This is a genomic window from Nocardiopsis sp. N85 (assembly GCF_028882275.1).
Classification (GTDB): Bacteria; Actinomycetota; Actinomycetes; order Streptosporangiales; family Streptosporangiaceae; genus Nocardiopsis; species Nocardiopsis lambiniae.
The window spans coordinates 894,799-921,442 of sequence record NZ_JARBUT010000001.1; the positions used below are offsets into that span (position 1 = coordinate 894,799).

Sequence of the window (26,644 nt, forward strand, 5' to 3'; positions counted from 1 at the left end):
CCCGGGGAGCGGGCAACGGATCACCGGCACCTGACCGGGACCGGTCACCTGACGTGCCCGCGGTTTCACCGACGGCTCCGACGGGCAGTCACGCGTTCTCCCGGAGGTCGCCGACCGCACCGCCGCGCCCACCGGGCCCGGACACGGGGATCGCGGGGCCGGGGGAGCGCCCCTCCGCGCCGAACGGCCCGGATCCGCCGATCGCCTCGTCGCCGACACCGGGCCCGCACACGGGAGGGGGCGCCGACCCTTCGGTCGGCGCCCCCTCGGGCCGTGCTTCACGGTGTCACGGGCACAGCGTGCTCAGATCGGTGGCCTGCTCGCCCACCTGGCGGCCCGGGTCGGCCGGGGCCTCCTCGTCCAGCCCCGTGTACTCCTGCCACTCGGTGCGCTCGTTCTCCTCCACGGCCTCCTCGCCCGGCGCGGCCGGGTCCGTCGGGGAGGGGGTGCCGGTGGGCAGCTCGTCGCCGTCCGACTCCTGGGCCGCGATCGCCTCGTCGACCAACCGCTTGACCTCGTCCCAGTCCGGGTTGGCCGTGTTGACCTGCGGCGGAGACAGCTGCAACGTGCTCATCCCGCCGGTGTCGCCGACCAGGTCGGCCAGCTCCACGAACGCGGGCACCTTCGACTGGGGGATGTCGGTGCTCAGGGTCCGCTCGGTGGCGCCGGCCAGTCGCCGGTAGCTGGTGAGGACGGTGGTCGGCTCCACCTGCTCGGCCACGTACTTGATGAGGCAGCCCTGGCGGCCCATGCGCCCGTAGTCGTCGCTGTTGACACGCGAACGCCCGTACCAGAGCGCCTCGTGGCCGTCCAGCAGCTGGATGCCCGGCTCCAGGACCCCGCCGTGCACGCCGTAGGGGATGGGCTCCTCGATGTTCACCCGGATACCGCCGATGGCGTCGATGAGGTCCCGGAACCCCATCATGTCGACCATCGCGTAGTAGGAGACGTCCAGACCGACGTTGTGCCCGATGACCGCCTTGAGGGTGTCGGCCGCCGGGTCGGAGACGTGGGGGTTGATCGCCAGCTCCTCCGGGTCCTCGGCCACCGTCTGGTAGACGTCGTTGAGCAGCAGGTCGAACCCGTAGGGCTCGGGATAGCGCTCGGCGAGCGCGGTGTCCTCGGGGAAGCGCGCGTCCTCCAGGTTGCGGGGCAGGCCCACCAGGACCGCCTCGCCGGTGCGCGTGTCGACGCTGGCCACGATCATCGTGTCCGTGCGCACGCCGTACCGGTTGTCCGCCGAGTCCGAACCGATCAGCAGGACGTTGACCCGCTCGGCCCCGTTCCACGGGTCGGCGGCGTCGTGCGGCATGTCCTCGCGATCGGGCCCGCCGAAGATGTTGTTGAGCGCCGCGTAGGTCGTGTACCCGCCGTGCAGGGCCAGCGCGGAGGGCGCCGCGACCATCAGGCACAGCAGCACCACCACGGCCCCGCTGAGCAGCCGGACGCCCAGCGACCCCCCCGCCGGGCGGGTGATGACCCACGAGTGCACGATGACGGCCATCCACAGCACCGCCACGACGAACACCACGCCCATCGCCGTCAGCAGCCAGCTGCTGCGCAACGCCATACCGGCCACGGCCGTCAGGGTGTCCGCCCCGGCGCCGGTCAGGCTCATCGCCCACACCACCAGGGCCGCGATGGCGGCCAGGTACAGTCCCAGGATCACCGCGCCCGCCACCCAGCGGCGCATCCGCAGGTGGGCGATGCCCGGAAGCGGGACCGCGGCGGCCGTCCACAACAGGGCTCCGGCCGTGCTCGGGCGCGTCGACGCCCTGTCCCCTCGCTCGTCCTCCGCTGCCACCGACGCTTCCTCTCCAGGGGTCGGAGTTCCGGCCCCGTACTGTCCATTGTTCCCCGCCGATGGACCGCTCGCGGTCATGTGGTGCCGTTCGCGAGCACGTCCGTATCCGTCGACGGTGACGTCCGTACGGAGAGAGGAAGGCCCTCCCCCCGATGACCGGTGAGGGTCCGGGGCGTGCCGTCGGGGCCGATGCCCTCCGTCGCGCGGCGTGAAGTGCCCCGGGGGAAGTGGCGCGGGCCCGTGAGATCAGTGTGGCGCTCTGCCTGAGTTGTGTGCACGGCTACTCCCTCATTAGGGATGTTCTATACAAGTCTGTTATGTGGTTCCAACGCCTTCGATGGGGCATTGGGACACGCTTCTCGGCCGTTCAAAGGGGTGAATCAGCCGATTTCTTTCTCGATCGGTAGTGATGGCGGCGCCGTAGCTGCGATGATCTGGCCGCAGGAGGGGGCGTCGTCCGGGGGAAGGGCGGCGTCATGGGAACGAAAGGCACCATTGTGCTCGATGCGGTTGACGCGGCGCTGATGCGCGCGTTGCAGGGGGACGGCAGAGCGACGTTCCAGGCGCTGGCCGACGGGGTCGGCCTCTCTCGTACGGCGGTGCGCGCCAGAGTGCGCCAACTGGTCCAGTCGGGGGCCATCAGGATCGTCGGCGTTCTGCACGCCGGTGTGGTGGGCATGGAGGTCCTCGGCCATGTGTCGTTCCGTGTCGCCGGTCCTGTCGGCCCCTTGATGGACGCCCTGGGGGAACGCGAGGCGGTGACCTTCGCCGCGCAGTCGGCGGGCAGGTTCCCGGCCGTCGCCCATGTGCGGTTGGCCGATGACGCCGCTCTCACCAAGGAGCTCGCCGAGTTGCGCGCGCTGCCGGGGGTGGAGGGCGCGGAGGTGTTCCGCGCGGTGTCGGTGTTCAAGGACGCCCACAGCAGCGTTCGGGAACTGCGCGACGTGGAGTTGGACGCCCTGGACTGGCGGCTGGTTCGCAGACTGCTCCGGGACGGGCGCGCCTCGTACGCGGATCTGGCCCGGCAGGTGGGCCTGTCGCAGGCGGCGGCGCGCTCCCGAGTGGTGCGTCTGCTGGACTCGGGGGTGATCCACGTGACGGCGATCGTGGAGCCGACGGCGCTGGGGGCCAACGAACAGCTGGGGTTCGGGTTGCGCTGCCGCGGCGACGCCGAGGCGCTGGGGGCGGCGCTGGCGAACATGTCCCGCGTCTCGTTCCTGGCCAGCGGGTTCGGCCGTTACGACATCGTGGGGACGCTCACCGCGCCCGACCGCTGCCGGTTGGTGGAGGCGCTGGAGGCGCTCCGGGGCGCACCGGGGGTCGGTCACGTGGAGACCTGGGAGCACCTGTCGATCCGCAAGGAACGGCGGGGCGGGGACCGGACGCTGGAGTGGATCCCCGGGTAGGGGGCGTGCCGCGGAGGCACCGGTCCCACGGTCTCGCGCGCTGGGTCGCCGACAAATGTAACCATCGGTAGCATTTTTACGTGTTTCCGCCACGTATGGCTTGCGTCACGCCTAAGTTACCCGTGAGTATGGAGGAGGCCGGTTCGAATCGGCCACACCGGGCGCGGGTGTAGCGGGAGGCAGACATGGCGCTTGCGGACACACTGACGGCTGTGGGCACGGTGGCGTTGGCCAGGTGCGGTGCCCGACCCTTCGGGACCGATCTGTTCTCCGTCTGGCCCGGGGCCTCCTTCGCGGCGACCGCCTTTCCGGTGCGCTGCGCCCCCGGGGACAACCTCGCCCTGCACGTCGCCATCGCCCAGGCGCCCCCCGGGGCCGCCCTGGTCGTCGACGTCTCGGGGGAGACCGAGTACGGCTACATCGACGAGATCCTGGCGGTGGCCGCCCGTGCCCGCGGCGTGACCGGCATCGTCCTGGAGGGGTGCGTGCGCGACGTCGCCGCCATCGCCCGCTGCGAACTGCCCGTGTTCGGCGCGGGGGTGGCGGTGCGCGAGGCGCGTCCGGAAGCGGGCGGCTCGGTCGGGGAGCAGATCACCATGGCGACCGTGGGGCCGGTCCCCCTCCCGGTGCGCAGGGGCGACTGGATCGTGGCCGACGACGACGGCGTCGTGTGCCTGCCCCGGGGGCAGGTCAGCGCCATCATCGCCGAGACGATGGACAGCATCACGCGCGAGCGGGAGATCATCGACGCGGTGTGCGCCGGGGAGAGCACCCTGGACCTGCTCGGGCTGGACCCGTCGCGGGTCAGCGGCTGGGAGGGCGCGGTCGAGACCCGGAGCCGGCGCTCCGGCGCGCGCACCAGGCCCCTGGGCGGTCGCCGTGAGGGGGCGGCGCGCGGTTCCGGGGGCGACCAGTCCCGGCCGCGCCTGTCCTCGCGTCCGGCGCTCGGCGAGGCCTACGGCGGCGAGTAGCCCCGCGCGCCCCACCCGTCCCGGGTGTCACATGCGGTTCGGCTTTCGTGCCGGCCCGAGGTGTGACCGCGGCCTCGGTCCCGGGGTGCCCCGTGTGCTCGCCCCGTGTGCCACATGCGGCTCAGGAGGTGTGCCGGTTCCGAACGCGCGAACGGCCCCGACCCTGGAAAGGGGACGCCCCCAGGGGTGGGGCCGCGGCGCGGCCGGGCCGCTCACTCCTCGGTCAGGGAGAGCAGTTCGTCGATGTAGCAGGTCGCCTCGCGCACCGCGGCCGTCGGGTCGGCGGCGCGGATGGCCTCGGTGAGTTTGGAGTGGTCGATCCCGTCCCCGGTCGGCGTGGGGGCGGCGCCCTCCTCCTCGTTCTTCTCATAGGCCGTGTGCGCGATGCTCGCGTACACCACCTGCGCGATGTCGTCGTACAGGTCGATGAGCAGCGTGTTGTGGGTGGCGTTGACGACCGCGCGGTGGAACGTGAAGTCGGCCTCCACGAACGCGCTCATGTCCCGATCGCGCCAGGTGGACTCGCGCAGGGCCATGGCCCGGTCGATGTCGGCCATGTCCTCCTCGGTGTGGCGCAGCGCCGCCAGGCGGGCCGCCTCCACCTCCAGGGCGCGGCGCACCTCCAGGTTCTCGCGCACGCGCGAGCGCTCCAGGCGTCTGCGCAGGGCTCCACCGAGTTCGCTGGAGGCGCGCACGAACGTGCCCGCCCCCTGGCGGATCTCCAGCAGGCCCGCGTGCGCGAGGGCCCGTACGGCCTCGCGGACCGTGTTCCGGCCCACTTCGAGCTGCTCCGACAGTTCCGACTCGGTGGGGATGCGGTCGCCGATGCCCCACTCACCCGAGTCGATCTGGGCTCGTAACTGACTGATGACCTGGTCGACGAGACCGGTCCGGCGTGTCGAGGCGAGGGGCACGCTTTTACCTCCTAGGGGCGGGTCGCCGGATGACAGGGCCAGCGTACGGATGCGGTCGGTTAAGGCCGGAGCTTAGACCAGTCACGGACCGGAATTGGTCTCGAACGTCAATGCGTTATCCTCATGCAGTACATCGGGTCATCCTACGAATCTGTGAGTCGCCTTCCATGAGTACCCGAGTCCTTCCCCGGAACAGCGAGACGAATCGTCGCCCTCAGGACGGGAACACCCCGGACCGCCCCTCGGTCGGAGCGTTGTTCCTGATCGCCGCCGGTATCGCCCTGGCGGCCCTCAACCTGCGCACGGCCATCACCAGCGTGGGCCCCCTCCTCGGCGAGGTCACCGGAGCGCTCGGGATGACCGCCGTGGGCGCCGGCGTCCTCACCACCCTGCCCGTGCTGAGCTTCGCGCTCTTCGGGGCGCTCACGCCCTCGCTGTCCCGCCGACTCGGCTCGCATCGACTCCTGGTACTGGCCCTGGTCGCCCTCACCCTCGGCCTGGGCGGACGCGCCCTGGTCGGATCCCCGCTGCCGTTCCTCGCCCTGAGCGTGCTGGCGCTGTCGGGCGGCGCGATCGGCAACGTCATCCTCCCGGTCCTGGTCAAGCGGCACTTCCCGCACCGGGTCGGGCTGATGACCACCGTCTACACCACGGCCCTGGCCCTGGGCACCACCATCGCCGCGGCCACCACCGTGCCCCTGTACGACTCGACCGGTCAGTGGCGCGTGGCCCTGGGCTCCTACGCCCTGTTCGGCCTGATCGCCGTCGTGCCGTGGCTGCTGGTCCTGCGCCACGGGTCCACCCCCGGCGGCTCCACCCGGACGTTCGGCTTCGGCCGGGTGCTGTCCACCGGTGTGGGCCTCCAGTCGATGCTGTACTTCGGCACGCAGTCGTCGGTGGCCTACATCATGTTCGGCTGGTACGCCCAGATGCTGCGCGACCAGGGGATGAGCGCACAGAGCGCCGGGCTGGCCCTGTCCTACCTGACGCTGCTCGGCATCCCCATGTCCCTGGTGCTGCCCACCCTGCTGACCCGGGTGCGCGACCAGCGGCCCTTCGTGCTGATGTTCTCCCTGTCCTATCTGGTGGGGCTGGGCGGGCTGTGGTTCTCGCCGATGAACGGGGTGTGGGTGTGGACCACCCTCATCGGCGTCGGCATGGGCAGCTTCGTGTACGCCCTCACCTCGTTCGCGCTGCGCACCCGCACGGGGGAGGGCACGGCGGCCCTGTCGGCGACGAGCCAGAGCCTGGGCTATCTCATGGCCGGTACCGGTCCCTTCCTGTTCGGTCTGCTCCACGAGCTGAGCGGCGGCTGGCACGCCCCGCTCCTGCTGCTGCTGGCCCTGGTCCTGGTCAACGCCGTGACGGGCTGGCTGCTGGGCCGTCCCCGTCACCTGGAGGACGCCCTCGCCGCCCGCGACGGGCGGCGCGGGTCCACCGCCCGGCCCTGAGGCCGGTTCCGCGAGCCGAGACGCGAGGACCGTCCGGTGGCCGCGCGCCCGGAGCGCGCCCCGGGGCGGGTCCTAGCCGGGCAGCCAGTCCAGGTGGCCGATGAGGTACACCGAACCGACGAACGCCACGATGTCGATGATCGTGTGCGCCACCACCAGCGGCATCACCCGGCCGTACCGGTGATAGAACCAGCCGAACACCAGCCCCATGACCAGGTTGCCGAAGAACATCCCCACCCCCTGGTACAGGTGGTAGAAGGCGCGCAGCACCGAACTCGCCACCACCGCCTTCCAGGGCGACCACCCCAGCTGCCCCAGCCGGTGCAGCAGGTAGCCGACGACGATGACCTCCTCCAGGATCCCGTTCTTGGCGGCCTGGAGGATCAGCACGGGCACGTCCCACCAGTTCCCCTCCAGGGCGCTGGGGGCGATCGTCACGGTCATGCCCAGCCGCCACGAGACCACGTAGACGACGAGGCCGCCGGCCCCGATCAGGGCCGCCAGCAGCGCGCCCGAGCCCAGGTCGAACCCGGGCCTGCGCAGATCGAACCCGATGGTGCGCGTCGACTCGGCGGACCGGTGCAGCAGGTACCCCACCAGCAGCACCGGGACCAGACCCACCGCCACCCGGTACAGCTGCCAGGACAGGTCCAGCCACGGCCGCTCGTCGGCCTGGGGGCGCACCAGGCTGGCGGTGTGCTCGGCCAGGGACTCGGTCGCGGTGAGCACGCCGAGGAAGTTGATGGTCGCCGACACGGCCGCGGCGCCCAGGGACAACGCCAACAGGCACACGATCTCCCACCGCAGGGTGGTCGCCCCCGGCAGGCCGATGCCGGGGGCGGCGGGCGGCCGCGCGGAGGCGGGGCCCTCCTCGGACGGGGAAGGGTGCCGGTCGGGGCGGATCTCGTCTCTCACGAGACGCAATCTACGCGCCCCGGGCGCCCGGCGATCACCGACCTGGACGGCCGGTCCTGGTGACCGCCCTCGTCACGGCCGTCACCCTCGTCGCCGTCGTCGTCCGGACACGCCGACGGCCGCCCCCCGGGAACGGGGAGCGGCCGTCGGCACAAGCCGCCGGCCATGCGCGTGTGACACGGATCGCGCATGGCCGACGGCTAGGGGGTGGCGGCCGTCCCGCCCCGCCCCAGCCACGAAAGCGGGGAGGGACGACCGCCGAGGAAAGAAGACCAGGGTCAGTGAGCCGCTGAGAACTGGTCTTCCTCGGTGGAACCGGTGAGAGCCGTGGTGCTGGCCTCGGGGGCGATGGTCGTGCTGATGGTGTCGAAGTAGCCGGTGCCGACCTCGCGCTGGTGGCGGGTCGCGGTGTAGCCGTCGGCCTCCGCCGCGAACTCGGCCTCCTGGAGCTCGACGTACGAGGTCATCCCGTTCTGGGCGTAGCCCTTGGCCAGGTTGAACATCGAGTAGTTGAGCGAGTGGAAGCCGGCCAGGGTGATGAACTGGAACTTGTAGCCCATGTGGCCCAGCTCGCGCTGGAACTTCGCGATGGTCGCGTCGTCCAGGTGGCGCTTCCAGTTGAAGGACGGCGAGCAGTTGTAGGCCAGCATCTGGTCCGGGTACTCGGCCTTGATGCGCTCGGCGAAGTTGCGGGCGACCTCCAGGTCGGGGGTCGCGGTCTCCATCCAGAGCAGGTCGGAGTGCGGGGCGTAGGCCAGGCCGCGGGCGACGCAGGCGTCGACGCCGTTGCGGAAGCGGTAGAAGCCCTCGGCGGTGCGCTCACCGGTGACGAACGGCTGGTCGCGCTCGTCGATGTCGCTGGTGATCAGCGTGGCGGCCTGCGCGTCGGTACGGGCGATGACCAGGGAGGGGACACCGGCGACGTCGGCGGCCAGGCGCGCGGCGTTCAGCGTCTTGACGTGCTGTCCCGTGGGGATGAGCACCTTGCCGCCCAGGTGGCCGCACTTCTTCTCGGAGGCCAGCTGGTCCTCCCAGTGCACGCCCGCCGCGCCGGAGGCGATCATGCCGCGCATGAGCTCGTAGGCGTTCAGGACGCCACCGAAGCCGGCCTCGGCGTCGGCGACGATCGGGGCGAGCCAGTGCGGGGCGTTCTCGTCACCCTCGGCCCAGGTGATCTGGTCGGCGCGCATCAGGGCGTTGTTGATGCGGCGGACGACGGCCGGGACGGAGTTGGCCGGGTACAGGCTCTGGTCCGGGTAGGTGTTGCCGGAGAGGTTGGCGTCGGCCGCGACCTGCCACCCGGAGAGGTAGATGGCCTTGAGACCGGCGCGGACCTGCTGGACCGCCTGGTTGCCGGTGAGGGCGCCGAGGCTGTTGACGTAGTCCTCGGTGTGCAGGAGCTTCCAGAGACGCTCGGCACCGACGCGGGCCAGCGTGTGCTCTTCGGTGATCGAGCCGCGGAGCTTGACCACCTGGTCGGCGGAGTAGGTGCGCTCGATCCCGGCCCACCGGGGGTCGGTCTCCCACTCCCGCTGGAGTGCCGCGCTGGCTTCCTGACGTCGAGCGCTGGTGCTCATGTGCGTTCCCGCCTTACGTGTAGTCCCCAAGGTGTTCACACCGGTCGAGGGGAGGGCCTGCCCGGGGCCAGGGGGTGAGCCCCTGGGCGGTAAGTTCCCCGCCGGTAACTATGATTCTTAGGGAAGATCCAGAGCTTTTCCACTCGAAATCGGGTGAAGATTGTCGATTCTTTCCGTACGATGAACGCATGGCGTACTTTGGTGCTGAAGAAATACCGTCTTTGACAGGTGACCTAGATCTCGTCACCTTTGGCCAGCGGCTCCGTCATCTGCGTCGAGCGCGCGGCATGACCCTGTCTGACCTGGGAGAACGTGTGGGAAGGGCGCCTTCCCAGCTCTCCCTGCTGGAGAACGGCAAACGTGAACCCAAGCTTTCCCTCCTCACGTCCCTTGCCTCCTGCCTCGGCGTCTCCGTCGAGGAACTTCTCTCCAAGCAGCCCCCCAACCGGCGCGCTCAGCTGGAGATCTCCGTGGAGGAGGCCCAGCGCGACCCCGTCTACCAGACCCTCAACCTCCCGCACCTGAGGGTCGGCAAGCGGGTCCCCAACGACGTCCTCGAACACATCGTCGGCCTCTACGACGAACTCAAGCGCCGCAGCGCCAAGCCCACCGCTACCCCGGAGGAGGCCCGGCGGGCCAACGCGGACCTGCGCCGACAGATGCGCGAACGCGGCAACTACTTCGAGCACATAGAGAAGTCCGCCGCCGAGACCCTGGGCGCCGTCAACTACACCGCCGGCGCGCTCTCCCAGGGGCAGATCCTCGCGATCGCCACCCACCACGGGTTCAGCCTCCGGTACGTGCAGGACCTGCCCCGCTCGGTGCGCTCCCTCACCGACCACGTCAACCGGCGCATCTACCTCAAGCGCGAGACCACCCTGGGCATGCACAGCCCGCGCACGATCCTCCTCCAGACCCTGGGCCACGTCGTGCTCGGCCACCGCACGCCCAAGGACTTCGGCGACTTCCTGCGCCAGCGGGTGGAGGCCAACTACTTCGCGGCGGCCGTGCTCATCCCCGAGTCCACCGCCGTCACCTACCTCCAGGAGGCCAAGCAGGCCCGCGACCTGTCGGTGGAGGACCTGCGCGACGTCTACTCGGTGTCCTACGAGATGGCCGCGCACCGGTTCACCAACCTGGCCTACCGTCACCTGGACCTGGTCTGCCACTTCATCCGCAACGACGAGACCGGCATCATCTACAAGGCCTACGAGAACGACGGGCTGGTCTTCCCCACGGACGAGACCGGCGCCATCGAGGGCCAGCGCATGTGCCGCCAGTGGTCGGGCCGCCAGGTGTTCGCCTCACCCGACCGGTACTCGATCTACTACCAGTACACCGACAAGCCCAACGGCACCCACTGGTGCGTGGCGCACGTCGACCCCAGCCGGGAGCGCAACTTCGCCATCACCCTCGGCGTGCCCTACAAGGAGTCGCGCTGGTTCCGCGGTCGCGAGACCACCAACCGCACCAAGTCCAACTGCCCGAGCGGGGAGTGCTGCGTGCGTCCGCCCGCCGACCTGGCCGCGCGCTGGGAGGGCAACGTGTGGCCGTCGGCGCGGGCGCACTCGCACGTGCTGTCGGCGCTGCCGTCGGGGACCTTCCCCGGTGTGGACGAGCACGACGTGTACACGTTCCTGGAGAAGTACGCCCTCGACGACTGAGCCGGTCCGGCGGGAAGAGGGGGGTGCGGTGCGAGCCGCGACCCCCCTCTCGCGTGGGCGGACCTCCCGGCCGACGCGCCCCGGTGCGCGTGGGGGCGCGGCGCCCTCCCGCGTGGGTGGACCTCCCGGCCCGGTGCCCCGCGGCCCGGGGCCACGTCGGCGGCGGGACGACGTCCGCGCGTCGTCCCGGTCGCGGGCGGAACTCATCGGTCCTCGGGGATCAGGGCCATGGGACGGGCGGAGTGGTGGATCCACCGACCCTTGGCGCGGTACACGCGGGCACCGGACCAGCCCTCGCCGGGGCGGCGGCCCAGCCGCAGGGAGGTCCACGACCAGCGCCAGCGGAGGAACTCCCCGGTGTGGACGTTGATGCGCTCGCCGTGGTGCAGGTTGGGGCGGAAGGTCACCCAGGTGATCTCCACCCACAGGTCGCGGGGGTCGGGGTGGGGGAGGGTCGCGGAGAGGTGGAGGGGATCGGATTCGGGGGAGAACCGGTTCTTGTGGACGCGGGGTCGGCGACCCGCGACGGATTCGCCGAGAAGCGTGCACACGACGCTGTAGACGGTGGCGCGACCTTCGGAGAGGACGTGGACGTCGGCCCGTCCGGGACGCGGTGCGTCGGTGGCGGTCGCCGAGGCGGGCGGGGTGATGTGCCGACGGACCCGCCACGCGTGCTGTGGGGCCTTGAGCCATTCCAGACGCCACAGGATGATCCCGGTCATGCCCGCCACCAGGGAGAAGAGGAAGGTCAGAATCTCCACACGGTCACGGTAGCCCGGCGGTCGCCGTCGGCCCGCCCGGACACACGGGAGCACGCGACCGTTCGTGGACCCGTGGCGCCGCGCCCCGGGGGCCGCGCCCCGTGGCGGCGCCGCCTCGATGCCCCGCAGGGCCGGTGTCCTGTTCTCCACGGGGCCCGATTGTGTCCGCCCTCCCTCGGTGTTACCGTTGGTAACACGAGTTGATCTCCCCCCTCCTCCCCCGGAGGGTCCGACAAAGGATGTAGCGCATGAGTGAGGCCACCGCGCCCGCCTTCAGCCTGGAACCGAGCGAGGACGTTCGCGAGGTCCGGGACTGGACCCACGGGTTCGCCGCCGACGTCATCCGCCCCGCCGCCGCAGAGTGGGACGAGCGGGAGGAGACCCCCTGGCCGATCATCCAGGAGGCCGCCAAGATCGGCCTGTACTCCCTCGACTTCTTCGCCAACCAGTGGCTGGAGCCCAGCGGCCTGGGCATCCCCGTCGCCTTCGAGGAGCTCTACTGGGGTGACCCCGGCATCGCCCTGGCCATCACCGGCACCGGGCTGGCCGCCGTCTCCGTCGCCGCCAACGGCACCCAGGAACAGCTCTTCGAGTGGACGCCGCAGATGTTCGGCACCGCGGACGACGTCAAGCTCGCCGCGTTCTGCTCCTCCGAGCCCGACGCCGGCAGCGACGTCTCCGCCATCAGGACCCGCGCCGTCCACGACCAGGCCAAGGACGAGTGGGTCCTCAACGGCACCAAGACCTGGGCCACCAACGGCGGCATCGCCGACATCCACGTCGTCGTCGCCTCCGTCGACCCCGAGCTGGGCTCGCGCGGCCAGGCCACCTTCATCGTCCCCCCGAACACCCCCGGTCTGAGCCAGGGCCAGAAGTTCGCCAAGCACGGCATCCGCGCCTCCCACACCGCCGAGGTCGTCCTCGACGACGTGCGCGTCCCCGGTTCCTGCCTCCTCGGCGGCAAGGAGAGGCTCGACGAACGCATCGCCCGCGCCAGGGAAGGGCAGCGCTCCAAGGGCCAGGCCGCCATGAAGACCTTCGAGGCCTCCCGCCCCACCGTCGGCGCCATGGCCGTCGGCTGCGCCCGCGCCGCCTACGAGTACGCCCTGGAGTACTCCACCCAGCGCGAGCAGTTCGGCAGGCCCATCGGCGACAACCAGGGCGTCGCCTTCCTCCTCGCCGAGATGGCCACCCGCATCGACGCCGCCCGCCTGCTGGTGTGGCGCGCCGCCTGGATGGCCCGCAACGGCAAGGACTTCGACAGCGCGCAGGGCTCCATGAGCAAGCTCTACGCCAGCGAGACCGCCACCTTCGTCACCCAGAACGCCGTGCGCATCCTCGGCGGGAACGGCTACACGCGGGAGTACCCCGTGGAGCGCTGGCACCGCGACGCCACCATCTTCACCATCTTCGAGGGCGCCAGCGAGATCCAGAAGCTCATCATCGGCCGCACCATCACCGGCCTGCCGATCCGCTGACGCCACCGCGGGCCGGACGGGCCCGCGGCGGAGTCGGCCCCCGGCCCCGGGCCGGAACCCCGGGGCGGGTGGAGGAATCCGCCCGCCCCACCCCGGACCGGCCCGGCGGGGCGCTCCGACGGTGGCGGGTGTCGGTGACGACACCCGCCACCGGCCCCGACCGGGTCCTACGCCACGGGGCGGGTGCGGCGGGTTTCCCCGTCGCCGCACCCGCCCCGTGGCGTGCCCCTCCCACTTCGTTTCCACGGCCCGGATGTGCCAGGATTCCGGGTATGCCCGGCACCCCGCCCCCCGCCGATCCGCGCTCTTCGTCCCTCCTCGCCGTTCTGGGCGCCCTCCTGGACCGCTCCCTCGTCCAGATCGAGGACGCCACGGCCGACGCCCGCCTCCTCGACCGGGAGACGGCCCGCACCGCCGCCGACGTCTGGGCCGACAACACGCACCCCCTGTTCCTCTCCGCGCTGGCCCGCGGCCGGCGACGGCGCGAGGCCCGTGCCCGCGACGCCCTGCTGTGGATGGCCGACCGGGGTCCCCGCGGACGGGCCTGGACGGTGGAGCGCGCCGCCGAGGCCGGCCACGACATCGACGGACTGCTGCCGCCCGCCCCCGAACCCGTTCCCCACCGGGACCACGCCGGGAACCTCAGACCCGTGGTCGTCCCGGTCACCGAGGAGGTCGCCGCCGACCTGGCCGCCGACTACGACCTGGACACGGCCACGATCCGGGCCCTGGCGGTGGAGCGCCGAGGCACCGGGCTGGCCGCGCAGGTGACCATCGCGGCCGAGCGCCTCCACCGGGTCGCCGACCCGACCGGACCGGCCGAACTGGACGTACGCCTGCCCGAGGTCGACGAGGTCCGCTTCGATACCCGCGACGCCCCGGGGGTCCGCCTCACCTGCGGTCCCACCGGGGTCACGGTGGCCTTCGGCGACGGGCTCCTGCGCGGGGAGAACGCCACCCTGTGGAACCGCGACGACCACTGGCACCTCTCCGCCCGGGGCCGCCGCGCCGAGCGGGACGTCCCTCCCACCCTCCGCCGACGATGGGATCGCGGCCACGGGGCCGCCCCCCTCGAAGGCGTCGTCGACGGGCCCGCCGCCAGGACCGTCTCCCATCTGCTGACCTGGATCATGACGAGGATCCGCTCGACCTGCCGGCGGCCCGAGGGGGACCGGGTGCCGGTCCCCGCCCTCTGCCGTGCCCTGGCCGGCGCGGGTACGGCGATCGTGGCCGCCGGCGGACACCTGTCCCGGCGGCGCCGCGAACGGGCCTTTCGCGAACTGGCCCTGGAGTGGGTCCGCCGCGGCGGACCCGAGACGGCCCACTGGTTCGCCGCGGCCTTGGACCGGGTGTCCCGCCGTTCCGGGACGGAGGAACTGGCCGAGGCCCGTCGGCTCGCCGGCGAACTGGCCGCGCGGGCCGCGCCCCGGGCGGAGGAGACCACCGACACGCCCTCCTCGGCCGTGCTGCGCATGGTCTCCTACACCGCCTCCCACCAGGGGGCCGAAACCTCTCGGTCCGCCGAGGTGACCCTCCACCTGGCGGTCCCGGCCGATGCCGCCGACCCCGGGGCGCCCTGGATGCTGCGCGTCCTCACCGGCGGCGGCCCCGGCCGTGTGCGGGTGCTCACCCGGGCGTTCCGGGGGACGCTGCGCCCCCGGACCATCGACGACGACGGAGGCGTGTCGACCCTCCTGGCCGGTGACGGGGCCCTGGAGGCGCGCGCCCGCTGGTCCTGAACCCGTGGGGCCCGCGCCCCCCGTGAGGGCGGCTCGCGGAAGTCGGCCTGCGGCTCTTCGGGCAGGGAGCGGGCCCGTGGCCGGGATGGAACCGGATCACGGAATCGGTGCGCGGCCCCTCGGACCCCGGCCGGCCCGGGGGCGCGGACCGCCCGGCGGCGCGGCCCCGGGTGACCTCCTCAGGGCCTCGGCGCCAGCAGCCGGTACGCCGCGTCCGCGGCCGCGTCCTCCGCCTCGGCCGGGATCTCCCCACCGCCCGACAGATGCCGGCGGACCAGGGCCAGCGGCAGGTCCACCACCGCCATCCGCGTCCGCTCCAACGCGGGCCCGGCGGCCTCCTCCGGGGCGCGCAACGCCTCGGCGATCCCGACGAGCGCGGCCCCCGACCGCGCGTTGCCCCGTTCCATCCGCTCCCGCTCGGCCACGGGCCACCGCTCCACCTCGAAGTCGACGGGGGAGTACAGCAGTACGCGCGCCCGGTCCGGACGGGTCCGACTCCAGGCCACCACGTGACGGGCGGCCCCGGTGGCCGCCGCCAGCGGGTCCGCCACCGCCAGCACGGCCCGGAGCCCCTCCTGGAAATCGGCCAGCGCCTCCAACCGGACGGCGGCCAGCAACGCCGGCCGCCCGGGGAACCGGTGGTACAGCGAACCACTGGGCGCCCCGGCGGCCCGAGCCACCGCGACCATGGTCACCGCCGCCGGACCGCCCCGCGCGGCCACGGTGATGGCGGTCTCCACGAGGGCGTCGGTGTCGAAGCGCGAGGGTCTTCCCATGGGAGGGACTTTATGCTCCACTGGTTTTTAGAGACACCCCTCTAATAATGGAAGGTGCATCCGATGCGCGTCCACAACGTCCACCGGCGCCGCCTGACGGCGTCCCCCGCCGAGGTCGGCGCCCTCCTCGACGGCCTGGCCTCCGACACCGACGGCCTCTGGCCCACCGACCACTGGCCCGCCATGCGCCTGGACCGTCCCCTCGGGGTCGGCGCCGCGGGCGGCCACGGCCCCGTTCGCTACACCGTCGTCGAGTACACGCCGGGGGAGCGCGTGCGCTTCCGCTTCTCGGCCCCGCGCGGCTTCGACGGTTTCCACGAACTCACCGTCGTCCCCGAACCCGACGGCGGCGCCGTGCTCGGCCACCTGCTCCGGATGCGCGCCCGCGGGCCCGCCCTGCTCACCTGGCCCCTGCTGTTCCGGCCCTTCCACGACGCCCTCCTGGAGGACGGCCTGGACCGCGCCGAACGCACCCTCACCGGCACCGTCCGCACCCCCGCCCGCTGGGGGTGGTACGTCCGGCTGCTGCGTCGCGCGGCCCTGCGCACCTCCCGAACGCGGCATCCCCTTCCGGGCGCCGATCCGGCCCGTCCCTAGGACGGGCCCCGGCGCGCCCCCACCCCCTCAGGAGACCCGTGTCCCACCGCCCCCTGCTGTTCCTGGACGTCGACGGCCCGCTCAACCCCTTCCGGGCCAAGGCCCGACGCCGCCCCGACGGGTACACCACCCACCGTCTGCGCCCGCACGGATGGGAGGACACCCCCAGGCCCCTGCGCGTGTGGTTGCGCCCCGACCACGGCGAACGGCTGCTCGCCCTGCCCTACACCCTGGTGTGGGCCACCACCTGGGAGCACGACGCGAACACGATGATCGGGCCGGTCCTGGGCCTGCCCGAACTCCCGGTGGTGGAACTGCCGCACTGGTCCACCGCCGCCGAGGGGCTCTGCTTCAAGACCACCACCCTGGTCGAGTACGCCGACGGGCGCCCCTTCGCCTGGGTGGACGACATGATCACCGACCGGGACGTCGATCTGGTGCGCCGACGCCATCCGGGCGCGGCCCTCCTGCACCGGGTGGACCCGCGTCCGGGCCTGCTCGACGCCGACTTCCGCCGCCTGGAGGAGTGGCCGCCGGCCCGCCCGGCCGGGGCCCTCCCCGAAGACGCGTGACCCCCGACCGGGCGCCGACCGCGCACCCTTCCCCGTAGGCCGCCGCACCGCGTGGCGCGGCCGTACCGGTGCCGGACGCGCCCGGCGGCGGTGCGGCCTTCGTGCCCCGGTGCCGGTCCCCGCCCCGTCGTGCGGACCCGCGCCCTTCGCCGTACGTCCTCCGCCGCGCATCCTCCACCGGGAACGCGCGCCGTCACGCCGGACGCGCCCGGCGACCGCTCCCGGGGCCGTCGTCCGGGGCCTTCCTGGCGTCGGGAAACGTCCCGGATCTACCCTGAACCCATGCACGCCACCACGGGCAACGACGCCCCCATCACCATTCCCACCACGCACAACGGCCCTGACGGTTCCGGCAACGGCGGCTACAGCGCCGGTCTGCTCGCCGCCCGGCTCACCACCGTCGGCGGACCCGCCGTGCGGGTCACCCTGCGCACCCCGCCGCCCCTGGGTCGTCCGCTCACCGTGGAGGGGCCCGCCGACGCGCCCGCGCGGCTCATCGACCCCGAGGCCGCCGACGCCGGGGCCCGCCTCATCGCCGAGGCCGAGACCGTCGTCGTCCCCGACACCCCGGCGGTTCCCGGCGACCCCATCGACCCCGCCACCGCGAAGGACGCCGAGAGCCGCTACCCCGGCCTCACCCTCCACCCCTTCCCCCGCTGCTACAGCTGCGGTCCCGAACGCGCCGAAGGCGACGGCCTGCGCCTGTTCGCCGGCCCGGTGCGCCCCGGCCACGGCCCCGACGGCGTCGGCGGCACCGTCGCCTGCTCCTGGACCCCGCACCCGGTCCTCGACGACGGCACCGGCGCCGTCGACCTGCCCGACGTGTGGGCCGCCCTCGACTGCCCCGGAGGCTGGTCCAGCGACGTCTCCGGCCGCCCCGCCCTCCTGGGACGCATCACGGTCCAGGCCCTGCGCGCCCCCCGCGTCGGTGGGACCCACGTCGTCGCCGGACACCTGGAGTCCATCGAGGGCCGCAAGATCCGCACCGGCAGCGCCCTGTACGACGCCGAGGGCCGCCTCCTCGCCCAGGCGTGGGCCACCTGGATCGCCCTGCCGTCCTGACATCGCGTTCCCCGCCGGAGCCCCCGGCCCCGTTCACGTCCGGCCCCGCAGCGGGCCGCCTTCCGCAACCCCTAAGGTGAAGCGTTGTGGCCTACCAAGACGTGCGGCGGTAACCGATGAACGACAGCGACGACGCCTCCGGCACGGTGACCGTGTCGGAGGTCCCCACCGTCCGCCGGGGGCGCGGCGGGCGGGGCCGCGACCCCGAGCGCCGCCGCGCCATCCTCGACGCCGCCGACCGCGTCATCCAACGCGACGGCCCCGACGCCTCCATGCTCGCCATCGCCGCCGAGGCCGGGATCAGCAAACCCATCCTCTACCGGCACTTCGGCGACAAGGGCGGCCTCTACCGGGCACTGGCCGGCCGCCACGTGGACCCCCTCATCGAGCGCATCCGCGCCGAACTGCACCAGCACACCGAGTTCGAGGTGCGCGCCCGGACCACCGTCGGCGCCTATCTGTCGATGATCTCGCAGAACCTCAACCTCTACCGTTTCCTCATGGACCGGGCCACCTCCGAGGACCAGCGCACCCGCAGCGACCTGGGCATGATGGTCCGGCGCCTGGGCGAGGAACTCGCCGAGCTCATGCTCGTCGAAGGACGCGTCACCGGCCGTCTGCGCGCCCAGATCACCGCGCACGCCGTCGTCGGCATGGTCCAGGCGGCGGGGGAGTGGTGGCTGGAGCACCCCGAGGTGGGCGAAGAGGAGATCATCGACAACCTCACCGCCTCCGTGGTCGGGGCGGTCCAGGGCAACCACGACTGACGGGACACCCCTCTTCCCCTCTTCCCCTCTTCCCCCTGTTCCCTTGACCTGGAGCGCACTCCAGGTCCCATGCTTGAGCACATGAGGGACTACTACACCCCCGGTGAGATCGCCGAGCGCTTCGATCTCACCCTGGACACCCTGCGCTACTACGAGAAGGCCGGGCTGCTGCGGCGGGTGGACCGCGCCCCCAGCGGACACCGCCGCTACCGCACCGACGACGTCGAACTCCTCCACCTCATCCGCTGCCTGCGCGACACCGACATGCCCATCGCGCGGCTGCGCGAGTTCGCCGAACTCGTCCGGGACGGGGACCACACCATCCCCGAACGCCTGGAGGTGCTCCAGGAGCACAAGAACCGGCTCGACGACCGCATCGCCGAACTCGTCGACCGCCAGGGCGCCATCGAGCACAAGATCGACTACTACCTCGGCGTGCTCGCCGAACGCGCCGCCGAGACCGCCCACACCCTCAAGGACGTGAACTGATGCGCTACACCGAGATCGGCGGCCGCAAGGTCAGTGCCCTGTGCCTGGGCGCCATGAAGTTCGGCAGCCAGACCGACGACGCCACCTCCGCCGCCATCCTGGACCGTTTCATCGCCGCGGGCGGCACCTTCGTCGACACCGCCGACTGCTACCAGTACTGGGTGGAGGGCTTCGAAGGCCACGAGAGCGAGACCTTCCTGGGCCGCTGGCGGCGCGCGAACGGCATCACCGACGAGGTCGTCATCGCCACCAAGATCGGCGCCCAGCCCACCGTCCCCGGTGGCGGTCCGGAAGCCCAGGAGGGGCTGTCCGCCGAGGTCGTCGCCACCGCCGCCGAACGCAGCCGCCGACGCCTGGGCGTGGACCGCATCGACCTGCTGTACACGCACAAGGAGGACCCGCACACCCCCCTCGAAGAGACCATGGCCGCCCTGTCCCGCCTCGTCGACGAGGACACCGTCTCCCTGCTGGGCATGAGCAACCACCGCACCTGGCGGTTGGAGCGCGCCCGGGCCGCCGCCCGGGACCACGGCCACCGGCCCACCGTCCTCCAGTACCGCTACAGCTACCTCCAGCCCCGCCACGAGGTCCGGCTGGAATCACCCGCCTTCACGCACGTCACCCCCGAACTCCTCGACTACGTGCGCGCCGAGAACGCCGCGGGACGCGACCTGACCCTGGTGGCCTACACCCCGCTCCTGAGCGGCGCCTACGTCCGCCCCGAGCGCGCCGCCGCACTCGGCCCGGCCTACGACCACCCGGGCACCCGCAACCGGCTGGCCGCCCTGGACGAGGTCGCCCGGGAGACGGGGGCGACCCGCAACCAGGTGGTCTTGGCCTGGCTCATCGCCGGAGGGGTCGTCCCCCTGGTCGGTGTGAGCGGCGTCGACCAGCTCGACGAGGCGGTGGAGGCCGTCGACCTCACGCTCACCCCCGAACAGCGACGGCTCCTCGACGAGGCCCACTGACCGTGGGGGCGCGCGGTGGCCTCTCCGCGACGGTGTGACCCGCCCACCGGGCCGCGTGGCCTGGTCCGGTCGCCCGACGTCCACCGGAGCATCCACCGCGTCCGGCAGAACGGCCGAAAGCGGACACACGTATCGGTGTCCGGGTGGCTCCGACCCGCCTCCTCCGGGAATCCCGGCAGGTCGGGGCCGCCGCCCGGGGGCTTCGGAGTCCCCCGGGACGGGAGTGGCCCCTGAGAAAGCGCACGGTTTCGTCGTGCACATGTTCGCGAACACGGTTTTTACCGAGCTTTGACCGGATACCTTCCCTAGAGGCGGTGCCCCGATCGTGCCGCCCCGGCGACCCGTGGGGAGGGGCACTTGCCCGAGAGCGTGTACCACCAGATCCACTTCGCCTGGGCCGATCCCACCCTGCTGGGGCGCGTCGGCCCCGGACCCGCCGCCGCGTCCCTCACCGAGAACGCACGCCTCACCCTGCGCGCCTGGCGCGACCGGCTCCAACCCGCGCTCACCGTCGACTACCGGGCCTGTCTGCCCGACCCCGCCGACCACCCCGAGACCCTGTGGGCGCGCGCCTACCCCGACGGACAGGGCGCGCTCGTCTACCGCTGGCCCGGGGAGGTCGACACCGCGCACGCCTGGGCCATCGTCGGCCCGGCCGACGGTCTGACCCTGCCGCGGCTCCTGTCCCTGCACGAGAACCCCAACACCCGCCCCCACCCGCGCCGCCCGCCCAAGGCGGGCTGGGGCACCATGTCCGTCCTGGACGCTCCCGAGCCCTGGGAACGGTCGGCGGCGCCGGGGGCGGTGCGCACCCGGGACCGCCGCGCCGCCGACCTCACCCTCGGCGACGACGAACTCCTGGTCGCGGGGGTCGCCTCGGCGCTGGAGCACCCCGAGCGGCCGGTGCGCGTCCTCCTGGCACCGGACCGCGCCGACCTGTGGCAGGCGGTCCAGCTGCGCTTCCTGTGGGGGATGCACCGGACGCTGTACGACGTGCTCACCCCCCGGGGAACGATCCCGGCGGCGGGGTGGGACTGGTCGCTGTCCACCTACGACCCGGTGCCGGCCGACTCCACCCAGCACATCGCCTTCGGTCCGCCCACCGGCGGGTCGGGGCCGCTGCTCCGACCGCCGGGCACGGACTTCCGCACCGTCGCCGAACGCCTGGTGGGCGTCCTGCGCGACGAGGGCGGCGACGCGCTCGCCGCGCACCTCGCCGAGCGCGGCATCCCGGACGCGCCGACCTTCACGGACCGCCGTGACCTCCTCGTCGACTGGCTCGCCCCCGCCCCCGCCCCCGCACCGGCTCCGGCCCAGGCCTCGGCCGCCAGGGAGGAGGCGGACGGGTTCCCACGGACCCGGGGCTCACTGCTCACCGGCGTGTTCCCCTCGACGGCGCCGCCCGGCGACCACCCCGAGCCCGGTACGGTCCTTCCGCCGATCCCGGAGCCGGACGCGCCCCGGGCGTGGCGGGACGCGCACCCGGACGACGCCCACCGGCCCTCCGCTGCTCCTCCGGCGGACACCGGGCCGGACGCGCCCGCGTCCGCGACGGCGCCCGGGGTCGAGTCGCCCGTTCCGGGGGCGGCGGACGAGCCCTCCGACGACCTTCCGGCGTCCGTCGGCCCGGACGCACCGGCGCCCACGGACGAGGAGACGTCCACCGCTCCACGACCCGCTTTCGAGAACGCGCGCCCCGGTGCCCCCTCCCGGCCCTCCGACACCTCGACGGCGGAGCCGACCGACGCCGGGCGGACCGCCTCGCAAGCGCGTACGCGCTTCGGGGCCCGCCCCACCACCCCCGGACCCCTCGGCGGATCGTCCCGGCCCACCGACGATGCCCCGGTCACGGTGGATCCGGGTGCGCCCGCTCCCAGGGACCTCGTCCCCCCGGCCGAGGCGCTGCCTCTCCAGGATTCCGGACCCTTCGGCGACCCGCACCGGTCCGAGCCCGGTGGTCCGCCGGATGCGGTGGGTCCGGGTGCGCCGATATCCCCGGACGCCGTTCCGCGGGCCGAGGCGCTGCCCTCCGACGACCCCGGACCCGCGACGGAGACCCCTACCGGCCCCCCGCTCCGGTCCACCGACGATGCCCGGCCCCCGAGCGCCCCCGTACGGTTCGACGGGTCCGACGACCTCCCCCCGATCGGGGAACCGCCCGACGAGACCCCGACCACCCCGGGAACACCTTCCGCGAAGGACGCTCCCGTGCCCGGACCGTGGTGGACGCCGGACCGGGACGCGCCGGCGGACCTCCCCTCCCCCGACGAGGACCTGTGGCCGGGCGGGCCCGACGAACCGGACCGCACCGCCCTCCCGGAGGGAGCGTCGCGCACCCGCCGATTCGTGGCCGACACCGGAGACCCCGACGACGACCTTCCCGAGGCCGAGCCGCTCCCCGGCGAGACCCCCGCCCACGGCGGTCTCCTCTCCTCCTCCCGCCCGCCCCGCACCGGGGCGCTCCCCGACGGTGCCCCGGCCCGCGCCTGGGCGTCCCGGGAGGCGGCCGAGGCCGCCTCCGACCTGACCGAGGTCGAACCACCGGGAACCGAGGAGACCGGACCCCGGCCCCCCACCGAGTCGGAGGTCCCCACGGGGCGCGCCGCCCTGGAGGCGGCCTCGGCCCCCGCCCCGTCCCCGCCCGAGGGCGACGAGGCGCTCTGGCCCGAACCCGACGACGACGACACCCTCGAACCCCGGCGCCCCCGCATCGCCCCCGCCCACACCGAGACGTTCATCGGTCCCGACCCCGGGCCCGCCGCCACGGGCACCGCCCGGCCGGGACAGGGGCGCCCCCCGCGCATCTTCGACGCCCCCGAACCCCACGGGTCGCGCAGGCCCCGCATCGCCCCGGCGTCTGACCCCGAACCCGAGGCCGAGGTCGGGTCCGAGCCCGTGGCCGAGGAGGAACCGCCGCCCTCGGTACGGCGCTCCCCCTCTCCCATCCGCACCGGTCTCTTCCGCCGACGCCTCGCCCGCCTCGCCACCTCCGACACCGCAGGCCCCGACGACACCCCGGGGGAGGAGCCCCGCGCACCGCGCTCCGACCGGGTCCGCGCGCTCGCCGAGGGCGCCTTCGGCGGCCGCCCCGCGCGTCCCGGCGCCGAACCCCCGATCGCCGAGGAGCTCCCACCCGCCCCCGAACGGCTCCCGGACGACGCCCCGCCCCTCTTCCCCACCTCCGAACCCGACGACCACCTCTCCGCCACCCTCGACCCGGACCCGCCCGTCGCCCCCGACTACGCCACCGAGACCGCCCCCGAACCCGACGACCAGGTCGCCCCCGAGGACAACTGGCCCACCCAGTACGTCGACCTCCCCTTGGCCCGCCTGGAACGCTGGCTCACCAAGTACGGCCCGGAGGAGGCCCGCGTCGACCTCGTCGACGCCCGCGCCGCCGTGCGGGCCGAACGCGCCGAACTCCAACGGGTACGCGACGAACGCGACCACTACCACGCCGAACTCCAGGATTCGCGCCGCGAGGTCGCCCGCCTGGACCGGCCCTGGCTCGACGGCGAGGAGGACGAGGACCTTCCCGACGCCCCCCGCCGACCCCGATGGCCCGCCCGCGTCCTGGTCGTGATCCTCCTGGTCGCCTTCCTCGCCACCGGCCTGGAGGCCGGCGCCCGCTTCGGCCTCGGAGCCCTCGACCTCCTCGGGAGCGTGACCGACGCACCGTGGTGGCCGCTGTGACCTTCCCCGGAACCGACGCATCCGGGTGACGCCCACTCCTAACCTGGAGGGATGACAGGAACACCGCCGGTCCCCGCCGCGCTCCCGCGAACGCTGCGGGAGACCGTCCAGGATCTCCCCCTGCCCACCCGCCTTCGCGCGGAGCTCGCCGCGACCACGGACGCGCACGTCCTTCTCGGCGCGGCCGTGGACCTGCGGGAGAGCGACCCGGACAGCGCCCGCGCCCTCCTGGACGCCCTGCGCGCCCACGCCCCCGACCCGGCGCATCGGCAGTACGCCACCCACGCCCTCGCCGACCTCCTCCACGGACAGGGGCGCCCGGACGAGGCCGCCCGGCTCATCGACGGCCTCCTCGACTCCGGCCGCCTCGACCGGGGCCTGGCCCTGATCCTCGCCGAGGACTTCACCGCCACCGGGGCCCTCGACCGGGCCCTGCACTGCTACAACATCGCCTGCCGCAGCATCCTCGCGGGACCGGCCGAGACCGTCGCCGGCCTCGACCGCATCGGCCTGGTGCCCCTCCTGGGCCGGGCCGCGGTCCGCGAACGCCTCGGCCTCACCCCGGACGGCCACGACCTGGCCGCGCGCGAGGCCGACCGGCACCGGCCCGACGCGGCCTCGGAGCCGCGCCGCCTCTCCGGAGACGTCGGCGCGGACCTGCCCTCCGACATGTTCGACCGCCCCTTCCCGGAGGCCGACGAACCCCGTCCGCTCCCGGAGACCGTGCGCGAGAACCACGCCTTCTTCCCGTCACCGGCCCTCGCCGAGGCCCGCGAACGCGGCCTGCTGCCCGCCGACACCGACCCGGCGGCCCACCACCACGGCATCGAACGCACCCTGCGGGCCCAGGCCCGAGGGTTCCCCGACGTCCACCTGGGCACGATCGCGGTCACCCCGGACGAGATCACGGCCTTCGCCGCCGAGCACGGGCTCGACCCCGCCGACCCGGGCACCCTCCGCGCCTGGATCTCGGCCGTCCCCGACCCCGGCTCCCCGCGCGTCACCGCCTGGCCGCCCGAACGCAACCACCCCTGCTGGTGCGGCTCCACCCGCAAGTACAAGAAGTGCTGCGGGTCCCCCTCCCTCCGCTGACCCGGGTGTTCCGTCTCCCGGCGGGCGATGGACCCCGCACGGGATCCTCCGCCGCCGGTCCGCCCCGGGACGCACCCGGCCACCGGGGCGACCTCTCGGGCGGGGCCGACTCCACCTCCCGGCCCCTGCTCCGGCCGGGGGAGGCCCTCACCCACGCCCCGGACCCGGGCGGCTCTGATCGCGCCCCGGCCGGTCCGGTCCCCGGGCCGGGACCTTTTCGTGGTCCCCGCGCGGAACCCCTCGCCCGTATCCGGCATCGAACGGTCGTCCCTGTGCGAGATGACGATGACGGAAGAGCGAGGTGACGCCCCGTGTTCGGAATCCTGCGTCCCTGTCGGCACACCCTCCCCGACGGGCTGGCGGAGGAGTGGATGTCCCACATGTGCGGGTTGTGCCTGGCCCTACGGGACGACCACGGCCAGGCCTCCCGGATCGCCACCAACTACGACGGCCTGGTCGTCTCCGTCCTGACCGCCGCGCAGGCCCCCGAACAGGCGGGCACCCGCCGGGCCGGCCGCTGCCCCCTGCGCGGCATGCGCGAGGCGAGGGCCGCCGACGGCGCCGGCGCCCACCTGGCCGCGGCGGTCTCCCTGATGCTGGCCTCCGCCAAGATCACCGACCACATCGAGGACGGCGACGGCCTCTACGCCCGACGCGGGGTGCGCGCCCTCGCGGGCCGGGTGGCCGAACGCTGGCGGCGCGGCGCCACCGCCTCCGGGGACGGCCTCGGCCTCGACGGTTCCGCCCTCCTCGCCGTCATCGACCGTCAACGCGACATCGAACTCTCCGCGGGTCCGGGCACCGACGTCCTGACCGTCACCGCCCCCACCGAGGAGGCCACCGGCGAGGCGTTCGCGCACACCGCCGTCCTGGCCGGGCGTCCGGCCAACGCCGTCCCCCTGCGCGAGGCCGGCCGCCTGTTCGGCCGCGTCGCCCACCTCCTCGACGCCGTCGAGGACCTCGAAGAGGACCGCGCCCGGGGCGCCTGGAACCCGCTCACCGTCACCGGCACCGACCTCGACCGGGCCCGTGACCTGTGCGACGGCGCCGTCCTGGGCGTCCGCCTCGCCTTGGCGGAGGCCGTGTTCACCGAGGACCGTCTGGTCCGCGCCCTCCTGGTGCGCGAACTCGGCCGCGCCGTCGACCGGACCTTCTCCCGGGCGGGTCACCACCCGCACGGCCACCCGCCCGGCCACGGCCACCCGGGGCGGCACGGGCACCCGCCCGGCCACGGGCACCCGGCACACCACGGTGCCGACCACCCGCACGGACGCCGGGACCGACACCGCGACGGAGGCACCGGTCAGGCCGGAGGCCAGGGCCCCGGTCACCCCGGCGGCGGTGACTCCGGCGGGCACGACAAGGGGAGCGGCTCCTGCCGCTGCTCCTGCCAGACCCCGGACCTGCGCCACCCGCCCCGGCGCCGAGGGCCGATCATCGGCTGCGCGGTGGCCCTGTTCATGTGCTGTACCTGCCAGTTCTGCTGCCGGGACCCCCACCCGGGGCCCTGGACCGGCGAACCGCGCTCCTCGTGGTGCGACATCTGCGAGTGCTGTGACTGCCCGGGGTGCGAGCACTGCTGCTGTTGCTGCGACGGCTGACGGCCGCACCCCGCGTCAACGCGCGCGACCGGATCCGCGGGTTTTCCACAGGCACGAGAAAGTTCCGCCACGCCCCCGGATCCGGCCCGACCATGGAACCATGTCCGAACAGCGCACACCCGCCGCACTCCGACCTCTCCGCGTCGGTCGGGCGGGCACGCCTCCCCGCACCCGCGTCCGCCCGGCTCCGACGCCCTCGGGCGTCGCACCGCCGTCCGGCCGACCGCTTTCGAGGCCTCGAATCCGACGGGGGAGACCGACGCACGCGCAGCACACGTCCGAGGGGACGCGAGCCCGCGATGACACGTCACACCCGACCACGGGCCCTGTCCGCCGTGCGCGCCGTC

At 73.5% G+C, this 26,644-nt stretch carries 21 protein-coding genes; 15 read left to right on the forward strand and 6 right to left on the reverse strand.

Annotated elements, in window-relative coordinates:
- Nucleotides 1-286: 286 nt before the first annotated feature.
- Nucleotides 287-1,804, reverse strand: coding sequence for an LCP family glycopolymer transferase (locus tag PWG71_RS03845; RefSeq protein WP_274808052.1), 1,518 nt, complete (start codon nt 1,802-1,804; stop codon nt 287-289).
- 497 nt (nt 1,805-2,301) lie between these two features.
- Here PWG71_RS03845 and PWG71_RS03850 point away from each other — a divergent pair, with 497 nt between their 5' ends.
- Entirely contained in the window at nt 2,302-3,210 is a 909-nt protein-coding gene (locus PWG71_RS03850) for an Lrp/AsnC family transcriptional regulator (RefSeq protein ID WP_274808053.1), read from the forward strand.
- A 212-nt stretch (nt 3,211-3,422) separates the two neighbouring features.
- A complete protein-coding gene (locus tag PWG71_RS03855) occupies nt 3,423-4,181 on the forward strand; it encodes an RraA family protein (RefSeq protein ID WP_274808138.1) in 759 nt (252 codons plus the stop codon).
- 212 nt (nt 4,182-4,393) lie between these two features.
- On the opposite strand, the gene PWG71_RS03860 is transcribed toward PWG71_RS03855, so the two are convergent.
- Nucleotides 4,394-5,095, reverse strand: coding sequence for a FadR/GntR family transcriptional regulator (locus tag PWG71_RS03860; protein ID WP_274808054.1), 702 nt, complete (start codon nt 5,093-5,095; stop codon nt 4,394-4,396).
- A 167-nt stretch (nt 5,096-5,262) separates the two neighbouring features.
- Between PWG71_RS03860 and PWG71_RS03865 the strand changes: the two genes are divergently transcribed.
- Nucleotides 5,263-6,546: a CynX/NimT family MFS transporter gene (locus PWG71_RS03865; RefSeq protein WP_274808055.1), complete on the forward strand. Its 1,284-nt coding sequence runs from the start codon at nt 5,263-5,265 to the stop codon at nt 6,544-6,546.
- A 72-nt stretch (nt 6,547-6,618) separates the two neighbouring features.
- On the opposite strand, the gene PWG71_RS03870 is transcribed toward PWG71_RS03865, so the two are convergent.
- Both PWG71_RS03870 and aceA read right to left on the reverse strand, forming a co-directional pair.
- On the reverse strand, nt 6,619-7,461 hold the full coding sequence (locus PWG71_RS03870) for a CPBP family intramembrane glutamic endopeptidase (RefSeq protein ID WP_274808056.1): 843 nt from the start codon (nt 7,459-7,461) through the stop codon (nt 6,619-6,621).
- A 278-nt stretch (nt 7,462-7,739) separates the two neighbouring features.
- A complete protein-coding gene (gene aceA / locus PWG71_RS03875; RefSeq protein ID WP_274808057.1) occupies nt 7,740-9,038 on the reverse strand; it encodes an isocitrate lyase in 1,299 nt (432 codons plus the stop codon).
- A gap of 221 nt (nt 9,039-9,259) precedes the next feature.
- On the opposite strand from aceA, the gene PWG71_RS03880 reads away from it, so the two are divergent.
- Complete coding sequence (locus PWG71_RS03880; RefSeq protein WP_274808058.1) at nt 9,260-10,702, forward strand: helix-turn-helix domain-containing protein; 1,443 nt, start codon at nt 9,260-9,262, stop codon at nt 10,700-10,702.
- Nucleotides 10,703-10,905: 203 nt separating this feature from the next.
- Here the strand turns inward: PWG71_RS03880 and PWG71_RS03885 are convergent, their stop codons facing one another.
- Nucleotides 10,906-11,463, reverse strand: coding sequence for a hypothetical protein (locus tag PWG71_RS03885; protein WP_274808059.1), 558 nt, complete (start codon nt 11,461-11,463; stop codon nt 10,906-10,908).
- A gap of 248 nt (nt 11,464-11,711) precedes the next feature.
- Here PWG71_RS03885 and PWG71_RS03890 point away from each other — a divergent pair, with 248 nt between their 5' ends.
- Nucleotides 11,712-12,941, forward strand: a complete 1,230-nt coding sequence (locus tag PWG71_RS03890) for an acyl-CoA dehydrogenase family protein (RefSeq protein ID WP_274808060.1) — start codon at nt 11,712-11,714, stop codon at nt 12,939-12,941.
- A 272-nt stretch (nt 12,942-13,213) separates the two neighbouring features.
- The gene (locus tag PWG71_RS03895; protein WP_274808061.1) at nt 13,214-14,680 is read left to right on the forward strand and encodes a hypothetical protein; all 1,467 of its coding nucleotides are present in this window, start codon (nt 13,214-13,216) and stop codon (nt 14,678-14,680) included.
- 179 nt (nt 14,681-14,859) lie between these two features.
- Here the strand turns inward: PWG71_RS03895 and PWG71_RS03900 are convergent, their stop codons facing one another.
- A complete protein-coding gene (locus PWG71_RS03900; RefSeq protein WP_274808062.1) occupies nt 14,860-15,456 on the reverse strand; it encodes a TetR/AcrR family transcriptional regulator in 597 nt (198 codons plus the stop codon).
- Between the two features lie 63 nt (nt 15,457-15,519).
- Between PWG71_RS03900 and PWG71_RS03905 the strand changes: the two genes are divergently transcribed.
- The 9 genes from PWG71_RS03905 to PWG71_RS03945 all read left to right on the forward strand — a co-directional run bounded on the left by PWG71_RS03905 (nt 15,520) and on the right by PWG71_RS03945 (nt 26,297).
- Nucleotides 15,520-16,053: an SRPBCC family protein gene (locus PWG71_RS03905; protein WP_274808063.1), complete on the forward strand. Its 534-nt coding sequence runs from the start codon at nt 15,520-15,522 to the stop codon at nt 16,051-16,053.
- A gap of 38 nt (nt 16,054-16,091) precedes the next feature.
- Nucleotides 16,092-16,625 (forward strand): HAD domain-containing protein, encoded by a 534-nt coding sequence (locus PWG71_RS03910; RefSeq protein ID WP_274808064.1) that lies wholly within the window; start codon nt 16,092-16,094, stop codon nt 16,623-16,625.
- A 282-nt stretch (nt 16,626-16,907) separates the two neighbouring features.
- Entirely contained in the window at nt 16,908-17,687 is a 780-nt protein-coding gene (locus tag PWG71_RS03915) for a hypothetical protein (RefSeq protein ID WP_274808065.1), read from the forward strand.
- Nucleotides 17,688-17,803: 116 nt separating this feature from the next.
- Entirely contained in the window at nt 17,804-18,454 is a 651-nt protein-coding gene (locus PWG71_RS03920) for a TetR/AcrR family transcriptional regulator (protein ID WP_274808066.1), read from the forward strand.
- Nucleotides 18,455-18,535: 81 nt separating this feature from the next.
- Nucleotides 18,536-18,943 (forward strand): MerR family transcriptional regulator, encoded by a 408-nt coding sequence (locus tag PWG71_RS03925; protein WP_274808067.1) that lies wholly within the window; start codon nt 18,536-18,538, stop codon nt 18,941-18,943.
- Entirely contained in the window at nt 18,943-19,911 is a 969-nt protein-coding gene (locus tag PWG71_RS03930) for an aldo/keto reductase (RefSeq protein WP_274808068.1), read from the forward strand. The genes PWG71_RS03925 and PWG71_RS03930 overlap by 1 nt, the downstream gene beginning before the upstream one ends.
- Before the next feature lie 357 nt (nt 19,912-20,268).
- On the forward strand, nt 20,269-23,604 hold the full coding sequence (locus PWG71_RS03935) for a hypothetical protein (RefSeq protein ID WP_274808069.1): 3,336 nt from the start codon (nt 20,269-20,271) through the stop codon (nt 23,602-23,604).
- Nucleotides 23,605-23,655: 51 nt separating this feature from the next.
- The gene (locus PWG71_RS03940) at nt 23,656-24,696 is read left to right on the forward strand and encodes an SEC-C metal-binding domain-containing protein (protein ID WP_274808070.1); all 1,041 of its coding nucleotides are present in this window, start codon (nt 23,656-23,658) and stop codon (nt 24,694-24,696) included.
- Nucleotides 24,697-25,007: 311 nt separating this feature from the next.
- Nucleotides 25,008-26,297, forward strand: a complete 1,290-nt coding sequence (locus PWG71_RS03945; RefSeq protein ID WP_274808071.1) for a DUF5685 family protein — start codon at nt 25,008-25,010, stop codon at nt 26,295-26,297.
- The last annotated feature ends 347 nt before the right edge of the window (nt 26,298-26,644 follow it).